This is a genomic window from Lactobacillus sp. WILCCON 0058 (assembly GCF_057198005.1).
Window position 1 is genome coordinate 1,153,053 of sequence record NZ_JBUBHM010000001.1, and the last position, 17,505, is coordinate 1,170,557.

Annotated in this window: 13 protein-coding genes and 2 CRISPR repeat arrays; of the genes, 12 read left to right on the forward strand and 1 reads right to left on the reverse strand. The window is 44.1% G+C overall.

The annotated features are described in order from the left end of the window. Positions 1-148: 148 nt before the first annotated feature. The 12 genes from cas6 (at position 149) to ACYVUU_RS05460 (ending at position 16,772) form a co-directional block, all read left to right on the forward strand. Positions 149-901 (forward strand): CRISPR-associated endoribonuclease Cas6, encoded by a 753-nt coding sequence (gene cas6 / locus ACYVUU_RS05405; protein ID WP_484500202.1) that lies wholly within the window; start codon positions 149-151, stop codon positions 899-901. Next, positions 894-3,224, forward strand: coding sequence for a type III-A CRISPR-associated protein Cas10/Csm1 (gene cas10 / locus ACYVUU_RS05410; RefSeq protein ID WP_484500203.1), 2,331 nt, complete (start codon positions 894-896; stop codon positions 3,222-3,224). Before cas6 ends, cas10 begins: the two co-directional genes overlap by 8 nt. A gap of 2 nt (positions 3,225-3,226) precedes the next feature. Further along, complete coding sequence (gene csm2, locus ACYVUU_RS05415; protein ID WP_484500205.1) at positions 3,227-3,718, forward strand: type III-A CRISPR-associated protein Csm2; 492 nt, start codon at positions 3,227-3,229, stop codon at positions 3,716-3,718. Between the two features lie 3 nt (positions 3,719-3,721). Beyond that, a complete protein-coding gene (gene csm3, locus ACYVUU_RS05420; RefSeq protein ID WP_484500207.1) occupies positions 3,722-4,390 on the forward strand; it encodes a type III-A CRISPR-associated RAMP protein Csm3 in 669 nt (222 codons plus the stop codon). Between the two features lies 1 nt (position 4,391). Beyond that, a complete protein-coding gene (csm4, locus tag ACYVUU_RS05425; RefSeq protein WP_484500208.1) occupies positions 4,392-5,291 on the forward strand; it encodes a type III-A CRISPR-associated RAMP protein Csm4 in 900 nt (299 codons plus the stop codon). 2 nt (positions 5,292-5,293) lie between these two features. Continuing rightward, positions 5,294-6,337 (forward strand): type III-A CRISPR-associated RAMP protein Csm5, encoded by a 1,044-nt coding sequence (csm5, locus tag ACYVUU_RS05430; protein ID WP_484500209.1) that lies wholly within the window; start codon positions 5,294-5,296, stop codon positions 6,335-6,337. A 3-nt stretch (positions 6,338-6,340) separates the two neighbouring features. Further along, entirely contained in the window at positions 6,341-7,255 is a 915-nt protein-coding gene (cas1, locus tag ACYVUU_RS05435; RefSeq protein ID WP_484500211.1) for a type II CRISPR-associated endonuclease Cas1, read from the forward strand. Then, positions 7,255-7,560: a CRISPR-associated endonuclease Cas2 gene (cas2, locus tag ACYVUU_RS05440; RefSeq protein ID WP_484500889.1), complete on the forward strand. Its 306-nt coding sequence runs from the start codon at positions 7,255-7,257 to the stop codon at positions 7,558-7,560. The genes cas1 and cas2 overlap by 1 nt, the downstream gene beginning before the upstream one ends. A 159-nt stretch (positions 7,561-7,719) precedes the next feature. Further along, positions 7,720-8,195: a CRISPR direct-repeat array (repeat unit 36 nt; unit sequence GCTAACAACTTATCTCCGCTAGAAGGAGACGAGAAC). A gap of 538 nt (positions 8,196-8,733) precedes the next feature. Further along, positions 8,734-10,194 carry a hypothetical protein gene (locus tag ACYVUU_RS05445; RefSeq protein ID WP_484500212.1) on the forward strand — a complete coding sequence of 487 codons (1,461 nt, stop codon included), beginning with the start codon at positions 8,734-8,736 and terminating at the stop codon, positions 10,192-10,194. Between the two features lie 148 nt (positions 10,195-10,342). Further along, positions 10,343-11,309: a CRISPR direct-repeat array (repeat unit 36 nt; unit sequence GCTAACAACTTATCTCCGCTAGAAGGAGACGAGAAC). 215 nt (positions 11,310-11,524) lie between these two features. Beyond that, positions 11,525-12,703 (forward strand): IS256 family transposase, encoded by a 1,179-nt coding sequence (locus tag ACYVUU_RS05450; protein WP_484500213.1) that lies wholly within the window; start codon positions 11,525-11,527, stop codon positions 12,701-12,703. Positions 12,704-13,465: 762 nt separating this feature from the next. Continuing rightward, the gene (locus ACYVUU_RS05455; protein WP_484500214.1) at positions 13,466-15,184 is read left to right on the forward strand and encodes an ABC transporter ATP-binding protein; all 1,719 of its coding nucleotides are present in this window, start codon (positions 13,466-13,468) and stop codon (positions 15,182-15,184) included. Next, positions 15,177-16,772, forward strand: coding sequence for an ABC transporter ATP-binding protein (locus ACYVUU_RS05460; RefSeq protein WP_484500215.1), 1,596 nt, complete (start codon positions 15,177-15,179; stop codon positions 16,770-16,772). Before ACYVUU_RS05455 ends, ACYVUU_RS05460 begins: the two co-directional genes overlap by 8 nt. 56 nt (positions 16,773-16,828) lie before the next feature. Here the strand turns inward: ACYVUU_RS05460 and ACYVUU_RS05465 are convergent, their stop codons facing one another. Further along, positions 16,829-17,467: an NAD(P)H-binding protein gene (locus tag ACYVUU_RS05465; RefSeq protein ID WP_439775642.1), complete on the reverse strand. Its 639-nt coding sequence runs from the start codon at positions 17,465-17,467 to the stop codon at positions 16,829-16,831. Positions 17,468-17,505: the final 38 nt, after the last annotated feature.

Genomic DNA, 17,505 nt, shown 5'->3' on the forward strand with positions numbered 1-17,505 from the left:
TAGTCCCTGTGTAGACTAATGTCAAGGGAGAACAGGGAGATCAATTTATATTTTGGCTTATCCGAAATGGACTAGACTGTCACCGAATAGGTGTTATTATTAAAATAGCTTAATGATAGCGGAACCGTAAATAGATGGAGATGGTAAGGTGCAGAGGATAAGCTTAGTTTGTCAAAGCAAGGGAAAATACAATTTAAACGACAGCGTCTACTTTCACGGTTGGTTGATGTCACAGGTTAGTGAAGAATTTGCTGACAAGATGCATCAGACGGGTGTCAACCCAGTTACGATTGCGGTTCAAGGCATGAAAGAAGAGGTAACCTTTTCAGTGGCTTTGCTGACCGATGAGGCCGTGGCTGAAGTTGCGGGGATGCTAATGGATGATGAATTCACCAGTTTTTCTTTAAAAAGTGCAGAACAAAGTGATTTTAAGATCTTGAGAAAAGTGAAAGAAAATCTGGACAGCAAAGATTTAGCCCAAGTTTTCTATCAACAAGACCAAGCTGAACGACTCTTTCAAGTGAATGTAATGACTCCGCTTGCCTTTAAGAGCAATGGGACATATTATAATTTGCCAGACATTCGCTTATTCTTTCAAAGCATCATGAAGAAGTATAATGCCATCTTTGAAAACACAGAGCACATCGACTTGGATTTGTTAGACGAAATTTGCAGTAAGGTAAAGCTTGTTAACTTTAGAATCAATTCCCGCCGTTTCTACATCCATAAAGCATATATCAATGGTTTCTGCGGCAGGTTGGTCTTTTATTGCAAGGGTGCTGAGACTCTGGCTAACTACGTTGCCATGCTGCTGAAATTTGCTGAATTTTCAGGTGTAGGCGTCAAGACCAGCTTAGGCATGGGTTCAATTGCAGTGAATAGGGAGGAAAATAATGGATAAGAAAATGGTGGAAACCTTCTACGGATCGTTTCTGCATGATATTGGTAAAGCTGTCCAAAGACAGAGCGAAGGGCGGAAATATAATCACCAAACTCTCGGATCAAAATTCATCTCGAACTATACGAATGATGAGCAGATAATTGATGCCTTGTATTACCACCATGATCAACGGGAGAATAAAAGAACAAACCTTAGAGAGGCTGACATTCCGGCTAACAGTGTGGCTTATCTAACTTATATTGGTGACAATATAGCAGCTGGGACGGACCGCCGCTATGAAGAAGGCGGAAAAGGCAGATGGGATCCTAAGACACCATTGTCAGACATCTTTAACCGTTTTGGCATCAAGCAAGGGCAACGCTATCTGCATCCTTATGAGATGAGACCGGAATTTCCAAGCTTTATGGATCCAAGCAATGACAAAGATCCTTTTTCACCTGAAAAATACCAAGACGTGGTGGAGCTTTTTGCGGAAGGCTTGAATAAAGTTGAATTGACGGAAGAATACATTCCCAGCGTCATGAATCTGGTTGAACAGACAATGGGGCAAATTCCATCAGATACAGCAGTTGATGGTGAACCGGACATTTCTTTGTATGACCATATGAAGTTGTCAGCTGCCTTTGCCTGCGCAATTAAGCAATATCTTGATGAGCAGAATAATCATGATTATAAGACAACTTTGCTTAACCGCACCAATAGCTTTTACAAGAAACCTGCATTCCTTATGGTCAGCTATCAACTTGCGGGTACCGAAAACTTTATCAATACGATCACCAGTCAAGGGGCTTACAAGCAGCTGCGGAGCCGGGCTTTTTACGTTGAGATGCTAGTGCGCTGGTTCTTGGACAGCTTGCTTGATGAGGTTGGATTAACAGCAGCCAATATCCTTTACCAGAACAGCCATGATGGTCTGCTCATTATCGGCAATACTACTAGGAATGCAGAAATTGTCCGCAAAGCGCAAGGCCGCTTCAATGAATTCTTGCTAAAGAATTTCGGAACAAAGCTATATTTGGCGGTAGGTATGGAAGAATTTTCTGCTACAGATATTAAAGCTGCTAACAGTAAAGACCCGAATCGCAAGGAAGGCGAATATAAGCGGGTCGCCCAAAATTATGCCGAGCTTTTCCAGAGCCTTGACCGGGATATCGAACATGGCTTGCAAAAGCGTTACGATATTGGCGCTTTGAAGAGATTGAACGCTTTCGGCAAAAAGAGTGGCCGGGAGTGCGCAGTTTGTCATAGCGTAATGAATCTCCTTCCAGGTGAAAACAAATGCCTCCTTTGTGATAAGCTGGAAAGCTTCTCACAAGATATCCAGGACGAAAAGTACTTTGTTGTCAATGAAGACAAGACAGGCCTGCCCCTGGACGCAGAGCATTACTTGCATACTCTTGACAGTGATGAGGTAGAGAAGTCAGATGTTGTAGGCAAGATTTACACTAAGAACACATACGCTACTGGTAAGCAGCAAGCGACCCATATCTGGATCAGCGATTACAGTAATGCACCGCACAACAATTTCAGCTACTTTAGTGACCGGGAATGGAAGGCTGAGTTTGGAGAGCCAACCGGGATTAAACGGCTGGCTTCTTTGATGATCGATATTGACGACCTCCATGCCAAATTCTTAACCGGCTTTTATCCGCAAGAAGACGGCAAGTATACAACGATCAGCAGATTTGCGGAACTTTCCAGAAGAATCGACATGTTCTTCAAGCTATATCTGAACCAATATGCTGAAGACTATCACTTGAGCATTATCTATTCACAAGGTGATGATGCCTTTATTTTAGGTGCTTGGGATGATTTGCTCGATTTTGTCCAGGATGTGCGGGATGAGTTCGTTAGCTGGACTGACAATAAAATAACCCTTTCAGCAGCAGTCGGACTTTTCCAAGAATCAACGCCAATCAATATCATTGCCCGGAAGACCAAAGAGCTGTTAAGAATAGCAAAATTTGCCGGCAAGGACCGGATTGTGTTGTTCAGCAAGGAGAATATCTTGACCTTTGACGAGTATAAGAACGATATTGTCATGGGCAAGCTTAGAATCATTCAAGAATTCTTTGATGGGGAATCAGAACGAGGCAAGGCCTTCATTTACAAACTCCTTAGTCTCATCCGAGAAAGAGAAGACCGCATTTCATTTGCGAGACTGGCTTACTTTTTGACCAGATTGGAAGAAGCAAGCAGCAATAAAGAAGGATTTAATAAGTTTAAGCGGAACATCATGAATTGGTTCAACGACGACAAAGAAATCAGCCAGACAGAACTGGCCTTGACTTTGTATGTTTACAGTATCAGAGAGGAAGGATAAGCATGTACGGAAGTCCACGTCCACACTACAATAATCCACGCTACAACAATAATTCAAGGTATGAAGAAGTTAAGCCAAATATCAAGATTACCTTTACCGATGAACACTATGTTGATGAGGCAGAAGAAGTAATTAAGTACTGCCAGAAAAATCACTTTAAGGCTCCAGGCAGTAGGGGAAGAGACGAAATTACCTACAGCCAGCTGAGAAATCTGTTAGGAATGACCAGCGCGATTTTCGATGCAACGAATATTGCTGATCTGAAGACAGTGTATGAGAAACTGACTTATTTCCGGATTCAGCTGGTATATACTGCTGGCCGGAATGAAGCAATGAAGAGTTTCATTGAGGCTAGTCATCTGCTGGAGGTCGTAAAGAAAATTGATCAAAAGCGGGCTGATGATGAGAAACAGCAAAGGCGCGAAATCATTCGTTTATGCAAGTATATGGAAGCTTTAGTTGCCTACTTCAAGTATTACGGCGGAAAGGATTAAAAAATGACTAATTTGGCGAAAATCAGATTTACTGGAGAACTGGTACTGGAAAGCGGCCTGCATATTGGCGCAAGTTCTGCTTTTGCGGCTATTGGTGCGATCGACAATCCGGTGATTAAGGATCCACTGACTCACCTTCCGATCATACCTGGCTCCAGTCTCAAGGGTAAGATGCGGTCACTTTTGGCAGCAGCACTCAATGAAAAGACTGCGACGAATCCAAACCAGGATTGCTATAAGATCATTCGCTTATTTGGCGCATCAGTTGGTGGTGGCCAAGATGGCAAAGCACCGGTTCAAGGGCGGCTTTTATTTAGAGACAGCGTTCTGACTAATGGCAAAGAATTGACGGATATGGGGATTAATACCTATAGCGAAGTTAAGTTTGAAAACACGATCGACCGGGTTAAAATGATCGCCAATCCACGGCAAATCGAACGGGCAGTTAGAGGGAGCAAGTTTAACTTTGAACTGATTTATGATGTTATGGACTCAGCTCAAGTAGAAGAAGACTTGGAAACCATTCTGACTGGATTTAGGTTGCTTGAATTAGACTATCTGGGTGGCAGCGGTAGCCGTGGCTATGGGAAGGTCAAGTTTGCAAACATGCACGCCGATACTGTCTTTGGCAACTATGACGTCAGTGAGATCAACAGCAAGCTGGAGGCATGAGATGGGTCTGAAAATCTATCGAATGCACTTTGATAAGGCGCATTTTGGTGACGGCTATCTTAATACTAGCGTTGGTCATTTTGAAGCGAGCAGACTGTTTAGTGCAATATGCCTGGAAGCTCTAAAGAATGACTGTTTGGATGAGTTCATTAAAGAAGCAAGTGAGGAAGATTTTGTCTTAAGTGACGCGTTCCCGTACGTTGATGAGCCATACTTGCCAAAGCCGGTTTCTTATCCAAGATCTAAGAGATTTAGCTTTGATAATTTCCAGCATGATGAGAATTATCAAAAGACAGCGGGCAGCTTATACGCGGTACCACTGTCTGAATTTAGTGATTTCATCAATGGTAAAGCTGATGTTGAACTGTTAGCCGCTAAGCAAGCCGCTTTCGCGGTAACGACTGAAGTAACTAAAAAAGGACAAGACCCTTATGAAGTAGCAGTTACCAGCTTTTCGGGTGATCTTTATGTTATCGCGAAGAGAAGTGAGCTGTTGAAAAAGCTGATGCTGAGTTTGCAGTTTAGTGGATTAGGCGGGAAGAGAAGCGCGGGTTATGGTGGTTTTAGATTAAGTATTATTGATTTGCCGACGGAAATGAAGAGACAAATTAGTACTGACAGCTATAGTGACCATAATCTCTTGCTGACAAGCAGTTTGCCGCATAATTTTGAACTGGAACAGGCCATGGCTTATGCAGCTTATGAGATTAAGAAAGACAGTGGCTTTGCTTATAGTGAAACGGAGCAGGAATTGCTGAGAAAGCAGGATTTGTATAAGTTTGCAGCTGGTAGTGTCTTTAAAAACACGTTTAAGGGATCTATCGTCGACGTCCGGCCGTCTAATTTTGCGCATCCCGTGTACAACTTCGCTAAGGGCCTGTTTTATAGTTTTGAGGTGTAGACATGAAGCAGTACAGAGAATTCGAATTTAAATTGAGAACTTTGGCTCCAGTCTTTATCGGCAGCGGGGAATTTTACAAGCAACGGGAGTACATTTATGAGAATGATGCTTACTATTTCCCTAATTTTGTAACCCTCTACTGCAAGCTTAGCTCAAACCAACGTCAGCAAGAAGCCTTTGAAAATTACCTCATGTCTTCAAGAAGACAAGAAAAGAATATGCGATTGGGTGAGTTCTTGCGCAGGATTAACTTTACTGACCGTGACTTGGGTGGTTATACGATCAAAGCTACCGGTGCTGAAGTAGAAAACAACGGGGATCCTGACCGATTAAATGAAATCGCGAAATTCATGAAAGACCCACAAGGCCGTCCTTATATTCCAGGTACTTCTTTGAAGGGGGCCATCAGAACTATTTTGATTAACACCAGTTTTAAAGGAGTTGATAAAATTCCTTGGGGCGGAAGCGATGATATTTTTCATGATATCCGCGTTTCAGACAGTGAACCGCTGGATCTTTCTTCACTAGTGATTACTAAGAAGTGGGATTACAACACCCGTAAAGATGGTCCTAATCCTTTGCCGCTTACCAGAGAGTGCCTTAAGCCTTACACCAAGGTTATTTTTACGATTACTACAGTTGGAGACGAGGCAGCGGAAATTATTAGTGGTTTGAGCAAAGCTGCTGATGAATTTTACAAACGCTACGAAGAAAGATTTTTGAAGGACTTAGATCCAAAATACCAGCAAAGTGGCTATAACCATCCAATTTATTTAGGTGGTGGCAGTGGTCTGTGGACTAAGGCAAATTACGACCGGATTAACATTGAGCAAATCAGGTCCCGCACTCCAAGAAAAATGAAGATGACGGGCAATGGCGTATTCAAATTGACCAAGGCCAAGCGTCAATCTTATCGCTTAAAGATAAAGGGTGTTATAGAGGAACGGGAACTGGTTGGAGAGAATGGCGGAGCAGCAGATACTAGAGATGGTATTGGCTTTTATGAAATGGGCAAGTGTTGCTTCACTATCAAAGAAAAGAAATGATGTATGAAGAATGTCCTGTATGTTGAAAACGTAAATTTTGTCGGTGTAAGCAAGTTTGGCGTCAAGACAACGAACTTGCAGGATCACACGGAAAAGTATTTTGCATATGAAGACCTTGACGTGATCATCTTTGACAATGTAAAAAGCTATTTGACCCAGCATCTGATTGAGAAGTGTGCGGAGAACAATATTATGCTGCTTTTTTGCGACAGTAAGCACTCGCCATTAGTGCTGTTTGATAACATCTATGGTCAGGAGCACAGGCTGGAGATGTTGCAAAAGCAACTGGCGCTTAGTGCAAAGGCAAAGAGTCGCATCTGGCATAAGATTGTTGTCAGAAAGATCCAAAATCAAGCTGATTGTTTAGAACTCTTGGAAAGACCAGGTGAAGATGTTGGCCTGTTGAGATCAGCAGTTAAGAATGTCACGGAGGGTGACAAACATAATACTGAGGCATACGCGGCTAGAGAATACTTTCAATCGTTATTTGGCAAGGACTTTAAGCGCGGCCGGTATGACGATTTGGTTAACGCAAGTTTGAACTATGGATATGCGATTATTCGCGCTTTGATTAGAAGAAAGATCGTTGTCCATGGCTTGGAACCGAGCTATGGGGTTAACCACCATTCAACTGAGAACCCGTTTAATTTGTCGGATGACTTGATTGAATGTTACCGGCCGCTGATTGATTATTCGATTGTGATGCATTTGCGGGAGCGTGACGTTGAGGATGTCGAGCTTACTCCAGAAGATAAACATGCGATTGTAGGCATAATGTTGGAAAAGTGTGTAATCGGAGACAAAATATTCCGAATCGGGGATGCAGTTGAAGAGACTATTAAGTCGTATTTGGCATGCCTACAGGCTGACAGTGCTAGCAGCTTGAAGCTGCCGACTTTCATTCAAGGGGGAAAATGATGGTACTTCTTTTAAGCTTTGATCTGCCTAGAAATACCAAAGAAGAGAGAAAGAAAGCCGCGGAATACAGGAAACGGCTGGTTGAGCTGGGATTTGATATGAAGCAATACAGCCTGTATGAACGGGAGGTAGAGTCAGACAGTACGAAAGACCATTTGATTGGAATTTTGAAAAAAGAAGTTCCAGATGATGGAATGATAACTCTATATCTGTTGCCAGATGAGGTGAATAACAAGCAGATTAACATTTTGGGTCCAGACGCACCAATGAAGGCAGTGTCAGTACCTAAGGTGATCGTGGTATAGCATCTGGTGTGGTATAATTTATATGTTCTCAATTAGCAGAGATGCTCTTTTTGCCCGGAAATTGGACAAAGAGGGACGCTGTTTGATGGGCGTTGACCAGGATTTAGACGAGACAAATGCTTGGGGATGCGCAACGTAATAACGTTTTAAACAGGATCTGCTAACAACTTATCTCCGCTAGAAGGAGACGAGAACTAAGCTCTAGAAGTTCATGACTATTTTCAATGCTAATTGAGCTAACAACTTATCTCCGCTAGAAGGAGACGAGAACAGCAGACTTTTGCCCCTTGAAAGCTACAACACCGCTAACAACTTATCTCCGCTAGAAGGAGACGAGAACCGATTCTTCTTTTGTCGCACTAATTTTGTAAAGCACGCTGGGGGCTAACAACTTATCTCCGCTAGAAGGAGACGAGAACTTACGGCCTTTTCCGCGCTTGTTCAAGGTGTACTGCTAACAACTTATCTCCGCTAGAAGGAGACGAGAACTTAGTTTTCTTCATTTTTAATTCACTCTTTCTAATGCTAACAACTTATCTCCGCTAGAAGGAGACGAGAACGCCTCCTATGGAAGTAATACTTTGTAATCAACGCCTAGTGCTAACAACTTATCTCCGCTAGAAGGAGACGAGAACACGTTGGATAGGCTACTTTTTGGCAGGGATAACCTAGGATCGGTCCCCCCGAGTGTAGCAACTGGAGATGAGCGGGTCCCCTGAGTGTATCACCTGCCAGTTGTTAGGTCCCCTAGGTATATCACCTAGAGTCGGTTAAGTCGAAAGTTTGTACTAGATAAGATAGAAAAGGGACCTGGTTTGATCCAGCTGATATAGTCAGGAGACCTTGATTGGTACAGCTACTATAGCGATGGGACCTTAGTTGAGCCAGATACTACACTCGGGGGACCGATTGCTAATCAGCTGATATATCCGGGATACTTTTCAGCCACTAAGATAGAAATGAAAACGTGAAACATTATTACATATTAGAAATATAATGGATAGATTATAAAAGTGCTTGTTATACTACGCCTAACAAAGTATTGATCATAGATCAATACTTAAACTGTCCGCTATTGTTTTTAAAACAAGAATGGAAGTGGGAACTGTAGTTAGTGTGTGATTTGAAATTAAATATAGTGTGTTATTTTTATAAGTAGTAAAGAGGAAACTCATGAAAGCTAAAAGAATATTGAAGAGCCTGTGCAAGGTATTGGCGTCAGTAGCCTTGCTCGGCTCTGTTGCTGTGGTGAATACCAATCAGCCGGCAGCCGTTGAAGCGGCAAAAAAGGCGAAGAAGTCTACCAAGAAAGCCGCTAAGAAGACTTCTAAAAAGGTAGCGAAGAAGGCTACTAAGAAATCAGCTAGAAAGTCTGTAAAGAAGGTAGCAAAGAAGGCTGCCAAGCCAGCTAAGAAAGCTGCGAAGAAGTCTACCAAAAAGGCAGCCAAGAAGACCACCAAGAGATCAGCTAAAAAGGCTGTAAAGAAGGTCGCTAAGAAGGTGACCAAGCCAGCTAAGAAAGCGACTAAGAAGTCTTCCAAGAAGGCAACGAAGAAGACTTCTAAAAAGGCTGTGAAGAAAGTTGCTAAGAAGTCTTCTAAGAAGAAAACAAAGAAATCCGTTAAAAAGCCATCTAATAATGTAGCTAAGAAGACGACGACGCCTACGAACACGACTCCAAAGACGACAACTCCTGCAAAGACGACGACGCCTACGAACAAGACTCCGAAGGAATCGACAACGCCTACAAATAAGGACACCAAGGAGTCAACAACGCCTGCAAATAAGGATGCCAAGGAATCGACAAAATCTGATGAAAAAAAGACAGATGCTGATCGGTATACTCCGGTTTTAGTTCCTAACGCGCATATTTCTGTACCGTACGGGAATATAAATGGAGAGTTAGCATATTATATAAATGGCGGTTGGAACTATAACTATATAAAACTTTTTAAAAACTATAAAGAACTTCCGATTCTTTATGTGACTTATCCAGACTCTGATGTCTTTCCTAACGACATAATATTGAGTGACCAGGCGTTAAAGAGACCTGTTGGCCAATATGAAACTAAACTAAAAGTAATGTATGATGATTTTTCTGAAGATATTGTAGGGCCGGTTTCTCTTACAGTTACGCCTGTGGAAGCACAAAAGCATTATCCATTAAAGTTGAAGACGAAGTCTATCAAAATTAAAGCTTTTCGAAAAGAGACGAAGGATGGGTGGAATGTAGCTTGGAAATTACAAGATGAAATACCGATTTATTCTAATGATCGAAGCTGGGATGAAGATTATCTTATAAGCGGAAGCAACGCCCAAAAATTGTTTATTAATGGTGGTGATATAAAAGAAGCTTGCTTGGCTACCAAGGAAGCTATATCACGCGAATGGAGAATGCAAGCGCCAGGCGTGGCAACTTATATACCTGATTCACCTGAGTTTGGAGGAGGTATTACGTTTTTTAGTGATCATGAAGGTGGAAACTATGGTGAGGACGTTGGTGAACTTGCTGATTATAAATCGGATCTTTGTATAATGTGTCTATACAAAGATAACAGCGTTGCCGTGTCAGATCCGGTAACTGTAAACTGGGATCTTACTCAAATCCCCGATCCTGATGAGGATGAAGATTGAGATAAATGAGATTCTAATTCTCTGCAAGATCTTATAGAGGGGGTACCAAACTTAATATATGAAGCATCAAGCAAATCGTTTGCTTGGTGCTTTTTTTCATATAGTCAGTTGCAACTTTTGTAAGCGCCCAATAGCACAGTATATTAAAGCTAACAACTTATCTCCGCTAGAAGGAGACGAGAACTATAACATTGTAGTTTCCTCCTAATTAAAATACATGCCACCGCTAACAACTTATCTCCGCTAGAAGGAGACGAGAACCGCTTTTTCGGCTTCAACCAGCAGATAAAAAGCGCGGCTAACAACTTATCTCCGCTAGAAGGAGACGAGAACATATTAAAAAAATGGACAATGATAAATTAAAAATGGCGGGCTAACAACTTATCTCCGCTAGAAGGAGACGAGAACGCCCCGTAAGGCAAGACAACAAAATCCATAGGATCACAGCTAACAACTTATCTCCGCTAGAAGGAGACGAGAACAAGACTAATTGGGAAAGCCCCTTGCCCGTTCAGCTGCCGAAGCTAACAACTTATCTCCGCTAGAAGGAGACGAGAACCTCTTCATAGACCTTGCTAATCGTGTCGTCAATAGCCTTCGCACTTAAGCTAACAACTTATCTCCGCTAGAAGGAGACGAGAACCTTTACAGATTCGGAAACAAGAAAAGTCTCTTTAGCTTTTGCTAACAACTTATCTCCGCTAGAAGGAGACGAGAACTTCCCCGGCCGTGTCAAGTGCTCTTTTTGACAAGTGCTATAGCCGGGCCGCTGCTAACAACTTATCTCCGCTAGAAGGAGACGAGAACGGTGAATCCGTCACGATTCATGTAGTAGATACGACGGTTACGCGCTAACAACTTATCTCCGCTAGAAGGAGACGAGAACCATAACAATACCCCCCCTTAATTGATAGCAAGCTCTTGACACGCTAACAACTTATCTCCGCTAGAAGGAGACGAGAACTGAAAGCAGCGTTTTTACGGTCAAACTTTTCAACAATAGGCTAACAACTTATCTCCGCTAGAAGGAGACGAGAACACCACATTTCCGGGACTTTTTTCAGTTTTCAAAGTACTAAGCTAACAACTTATCTCCGCTAGAAGGAGACGAGAACTTTTACCGATGAAGTTGCCAGTTCAACATACATGAAGAAACATCGTAAACAAAAAGTAAGGAGAAATTAATATGACATATAAACTGACCGGGAACTGTATAATTTTATGTGTAAGGATGAACAGTTCCTTAAACTAAATCTTAATTGGGTATAGAAAAGGGACTCCCTTTCCGTATAATTGATTTGAACACTATCAATACGAAAGGAAATCCCTTATGACTGATTTTAACAAAGAATGCCTCAATGCGCTATTGAACAAAGAGAAATTCGATGAATTCATGCGTAATCAGCTTGAAGAAGGACTCAATCAACTCTTAGAAAGCGAATTGACTGCCTTTCTTGGTTACGATCCCTATGCTCGAGAAGGCTGGAACTCTGGGAACTCTAGAAACGGTAGTTACTTTAGACAAGTAAAAACTCAATTCGGACCGATCAAAGTTCAAGTTCCCCGGGACAGAAAAGGTGAATTTCACCAACATACTCTCCCAGCATATGGTCAACACACTGACGCGCTAGAATCCACCGTGATTCAGCTCTATTCGCATGGCGTAACGACCCGTGAGATCTCTGATTTGATCGAGAAAATGTACGGCAGCTATTATTCCGCTGGTACTGTCTCCAACATCTCTAAGCAGGTTGCCAGCCAGGTCGAAAGTTATCACCAACGTCAGCTGAGCGATAAGTTCTTCTGCGTGTACCTCGACGCTACTTACATTCCTCTGCGTAGGGATACATACCAGCGCGAGGCAGTCTATGTGGCTGTTGGGATTAAGCCTGATGGCCATAAGGAGATTATTGACTATCGTATCGCCCCGATGGAGAATATCGAAATTTGGGGTGAAATGATTGCCAACTTCAAGGAGCGCGGCCTTGAGCAAGTTGAGCTATTCCTGTCAGATGGGTTTGTAGGCATTAAAAACATGCTAAAGCAGTATTACCCAAAATCCAAATTCCAACGTTGCCTGGTTCATGTCATGCGGAATATCAAGGGCAAAGTCCGTGTAAGCGATCGTAAAGAGGTTCTGGACGACTTCAAGCAAGTTCATAAGCAATCTAGCTTAAAAGAGGCAGAAACGGTTCTCCACGCTTTCTACGACAAATACGACTCAAAGTACTCGAGCATGATCAAGAATCTGCAGAAGATTGAGGAAGACCTGCTGGTCTTTTACCAGTACCCTAAGCAGATTCGTCCCTCGATCTACTCAACGAACATGATCGAATCGATAAACAACATGATCAAACGCAAGACAAAGCCAAAGGCAGAGTTTCCGACTGAGGAGTCCCTAGACAACTTCTTAGGTGTACAGGCTATCGGTTACAATGACCGGAATGCCAATAGGACTCATAGAGGCTTTGGCCAGGTGACAGACACGTTGGAATCATACTTCGATTAAAACATAATTAAAGAATCAATCTATCGGAAAGATTTATTTACACAAAAGAATTGACAGTGTCTAGCTAAAGCCAAAGAAGCTAATGATACAAATTCCTACCGAGAAGAATATGCCAGACTTGATAATGCTAGACGGCGCCAACATGATGCAGTAATTGCAAATCTTGCAACCGCAAATAGAATTAACGAGTCGGAAGGCTTAGAGCCAGTATTAGATGTTGGCGATGGCAAATCAGTCCATGATGTGCATCGTACTGATGTTGGCAATGCAGTTATATCATGGCTGGCAGAAACCAACCATCAAGATGCCCAAGTGTAAAATGAGAATGTAGACGTTGCCTATGATTATAATCACGCATTAAAACTTAATACATTTCCGCTGGTTCAAGGCGAGAACAAATTGTAGCTAACAACTTTGTCTCCGCTAGAAGGAGACTAGAACTTTTATTCCTTACGGAGACTCATTCTGCTTTGCACATTACACAAACTTATCTCCGCTAAAAGGGGACGAAAACAATTAGAGAAGAGCGCTATATTATTAATCAACCTATTCTCAATACATAATCTCCGTTAAAAGGAGTCATAATAAAAGCGGCCAGTTGCTGGGTAGTATCCAGTTGCTGGCCGTTTTTCGTATAAAAAATTCTCCTTCATCCCATCCAAAATGGACTAGACTGAAGAAGAATCGGTGCTATGATGAAAGTAGAATTACTGATAACGGATACAGAAAATGGGCAAGAATCCAATATGAGGAGGCAGCGAGATGGTACAGAAAAATACCCGCGACCCCAAGAAAATGAGCAGCTACTTCTGGTATGAAGCGCCAATTCTTGTGGTCGTTACAATTTCAGGCTTAATCTACAACATCGGCATGGTGGCTGAACCATACTTTCAAGGGCAGCTGGTCCAAGGACTCTATGATCTTCTGAACCATAAGATCCTGGCCAACCGTTTGATCCAATTATCCCTTCTTTACATGCTGGTAATTGCCCTGGTGCAAGTCTGCCGGGCGGTTAAACGCTTTAGCGTGCGGATTTTTGCCAACCACACCTCCCGCCGGATGCGGCGCTTGCTCTATAACGCGCTTTTGCACCGGCAATTTGGCGATGACACTGGCTCCCTTATGACCAAAGCTATTAGCGATGTCGATAGCTGCGTGGAAGGGATGCGGAAGTTTACCACGGAAATTTTTGACACTGGCGTCGTTATGATTGCTTACCTGGCCATGCTTCTTTACTACGATGTCCGCTTGACCATCTTAGCCTGCATGTTTACCCCTCTGGCTTACGTGATCGCCAATGTCCTTAAGAAAAAAGTCGTCAAAGCCAACAAGGCCTATAAGGAGAGCGAGTCTGTCTTAAACACGATGACCCTTGACCGGATCGTCCACGCCATGACCTACCGGATCACCGGCCGGGAGCAAGCCCTTAATGATCGCTATGAAAAGCAGCTGACTGACTATGAGCAAAAAAGTGCTGTCTCCAACATCTTTGAAGGTGCCTTGACTCCGCTTTACGACGCCATTGCCATGTTCGGCATCGTCTTGATCATCTACTTTGGCGGCCGCAATGTCCTCCACATCGGCTGGAAGGCCTGGGACCTGGCCAGCTTCACGACTTTCTTAGCCTGCTTTACCAAACTCGCTACCAAGGTCTCCCACGCCGCTAAGCTCTTCAACGCTGTTCAAAAAGCCCAAGTCTCCTGGGTCCGGATCAGACCACTGATGAGCGACCCGATCTATGACCATTATGAAAAGGAAGAGAAAGCAATTAACAAGCTCACTTTTGATCATGTGACCACTTTTTACCATGGCTACCCCGAAACGGCAGTCAAAGACATCAATTTTACCGCTTCTGCTAATGAAATCATCGGCATTACCGGTGAAGTTGCTTGCGGGAAAAGCCTGCTAGGTAAAGCCTTAATTGATGAAGCTGATTACCAAGGACAGATCCTTATAAATGGCCTTGATTTCAAAAAGCTCTCTCCTCACTCTGCCCACCAATGGATCACCTATATGGGCCATGACCCCATGCTCTTAAGCGACAGCATCAAGAACAACATCTGCTTAGGCGATGACATAGACCTTGACCATTACCTAAAGCTGGTTTGCTTAGACCAAGAAGTAGGAGAGCTCAAAAATGGGCCGGACACCCTTATCGGCAACGGCGGGATGACCCTGTCAGGTGGTCAGCAGCAGCGGGTTGCCCTAGCCCGGACCTTGGCTCACGCTAAGCCCATCATTGTTTTGGATGACCCATTTTCCGCTGTTGACTACGCAACTGAACAGAAGATTCTGGATAATCTGAAAAGCCTTGAAGGCCATGTCATCTTGCTGATGACCCACCGGGTTGACTGCTTCAGCCAGCTGGACCAGATTATCTTTATCCATGACCACCAGGTTACCGTTGGCAAGCATGATGACCTGCTAGAAAAGAATGCTGATTATGCAAAGTTGATTGAAGGGGGGCAGCAACATGCGTAATATCGCTAAAACAGTCATTCATGACCATCCCAAGAGCTTTATCTCCATGGTCCTGCTCATCATTTTAAGCATCATCACTTCGCTTTTGCCGCCCCTGGCTCTGGAGCAGATCGTCGACCATTTGACTGATCAAAAGGAGGTTTCCCTGCTTTTTGCCCTGGCCTACCTGGGCTTAATCGTCCTCTCAGACCTTTTTGCCTCAGCCCAGAATATTTCCATTACGATTTTTGGCCAAAAATTGACCCACGGCATGCGGAGTGCCTTAGTCCAAAAACTGAATACCATCACGACCGGTTATTTGACCAATCACGAAAGCGGAGCAATCGCCTCAGTCTTTGTCAACGACGCTGATACCATCAACAGCCTCTATAGCGAGGGAGTAGTCGGGATGATCGCTGACCTCTTCCAGCTGATCGGCCTGCTCTTTGTCGTCTTTACCCGCAGCATTGGTCTGGGCTTCATCATCTTAATCGTAATGCCCTTGATCTTAGTCATGACCAGGCACTTCCAGAAGGCCTCCCTGGCTTCCCAGAAGCAAAACCGGGCAGCCATCGCCAAGGTCAACCACCATATTCCCGAAACTCTTCGGGTTCTCTCCATGATCCATATCTTTGAAAAAGAAGACTACATGGAAGACAAGTATGATCAATATATCGAAGAATCCTACCGGGCCCAGAATAAGTCAAACTGGCTGGACAGCGTCTATTCACCAATCATCTTAACCATCGAAGCCGTCGTTATTGGCCTCTTGATGATTGGGGCTGCCCAAGGGCAGAAGATGCAGGCCTTTTTTGGTATCAACGCCGGCAGCGCCGTGGCCTTGATTGCCTATGTCGGGCAGATTTTTACCCCCTTGGAATCAATTGGCATGGAAATCCAGAGCATTCAAGACGCCATGGCCGGGATGAGCCGGATCCAGGACTTTTTAAATGAAGCAGACAGCAAACCGGACATCTATCAAGGGGAAGGGGACTACATTACTTTTGACCATGTCACCTTCGGTTACTTGCCAGACCAGCCGATTTTAAAAGACTACTCATTTAAAGTGGCAAAAGGCGAGCACGTAACCTTTGTCGGCCGGACCGGGAAGGGGAAGAGCACGATTTTTAAACTCCTTCTGGGCCTCTACCAGCCGCAAAAGGGGAAGATCCTGCTGGATGGCCATTCACCAGACGATCATCCAATGAATCAGCGCCATTTTTTGGCAATTTGCGAGCAAGGAGTTGCCCTGGTCGACGGGACGGTTAAAGACCAGATCACTTTATATGACGACACGATTACTACTGAGATGATCGACAAGGCGTTAGCCATGGTTGGCCTAACCGATATTGTCAAAAATCTTCCGCAAGGCTTGAACACACCGGTAAATGACATCAACCTCTCGCAAGGGCAGCTGCAGCTTCTGATGATTGCCCGCAGCGTTGTTTGTGACCCTCAGATTTTGCTATTAGACGAAATGACCGCATCCCTGGACAGGGAAACAGAAGCCAAAGTCCTCAAGGCAATCGATGCTGCCAGCAGCGGGCGGACGGTTCTGTCGATTTCCCACCGCCGCGGTGCCCATGACGGCCGCCTCATCAAGCTTTAAAAAAGCAACGATACACCAAAAACCCCTCTGGCATTTGCCAGAGGGGTTGCTTATTCTTAAATTTTCGCGATGGCGTCATCGATTGGGGTGTCGCCGCCGATCATTTTGATCAGCTTCTTATATGTATTCTTTTTGTCCAAAACGCCGGCCAGAACCGCGGCTACGTCTGGAATCGGGTTTGGCCCGGAATGTTCCGGATTCAGCTGAATTTTGCCAGTTGCCGGCTTTTCCTCCAAAACGCCGGGAGCTACGATGGTGTAATCCAAATTCGTGTTGTTGATCAGCCACTCGTCTGAGAAGAACTTGGCGATGTCGTAATCAATGATGCCGCTCAATGACGGTTCTTCCTGCCACTTGTCAGGCTCGGTCGCGAAAATCGAGCTCAGCTGAATGTAGCGCTTGACCCCGGCCTTTTCACTGGCCTGCATCAGCTTGACGGCACCAAAAGCGTCGGTCTGCAGCAGGTCTTTTCCCCGGGACCCCGCCAAAAAGTAGACAGCGTCCATTCCTTTGAGCCGGCTGGCCAGGTCTGAGACGCTCTCGTGCAGGTCAAGCATAAACGCCGTGACCCCCGGCAACTTGACGATTGAATCCTTGTGCCGCGAGCCGGCATACACCTCGTGGCCTTCTTTGACCAGGTTCTCAATCACGGCAGTCGCCACCCGGCCGCTTCCTCCAGCAATAAATACTTTCATCAGCTTTTCCTCCTGTTATTTTACTTGTTAAACGTATG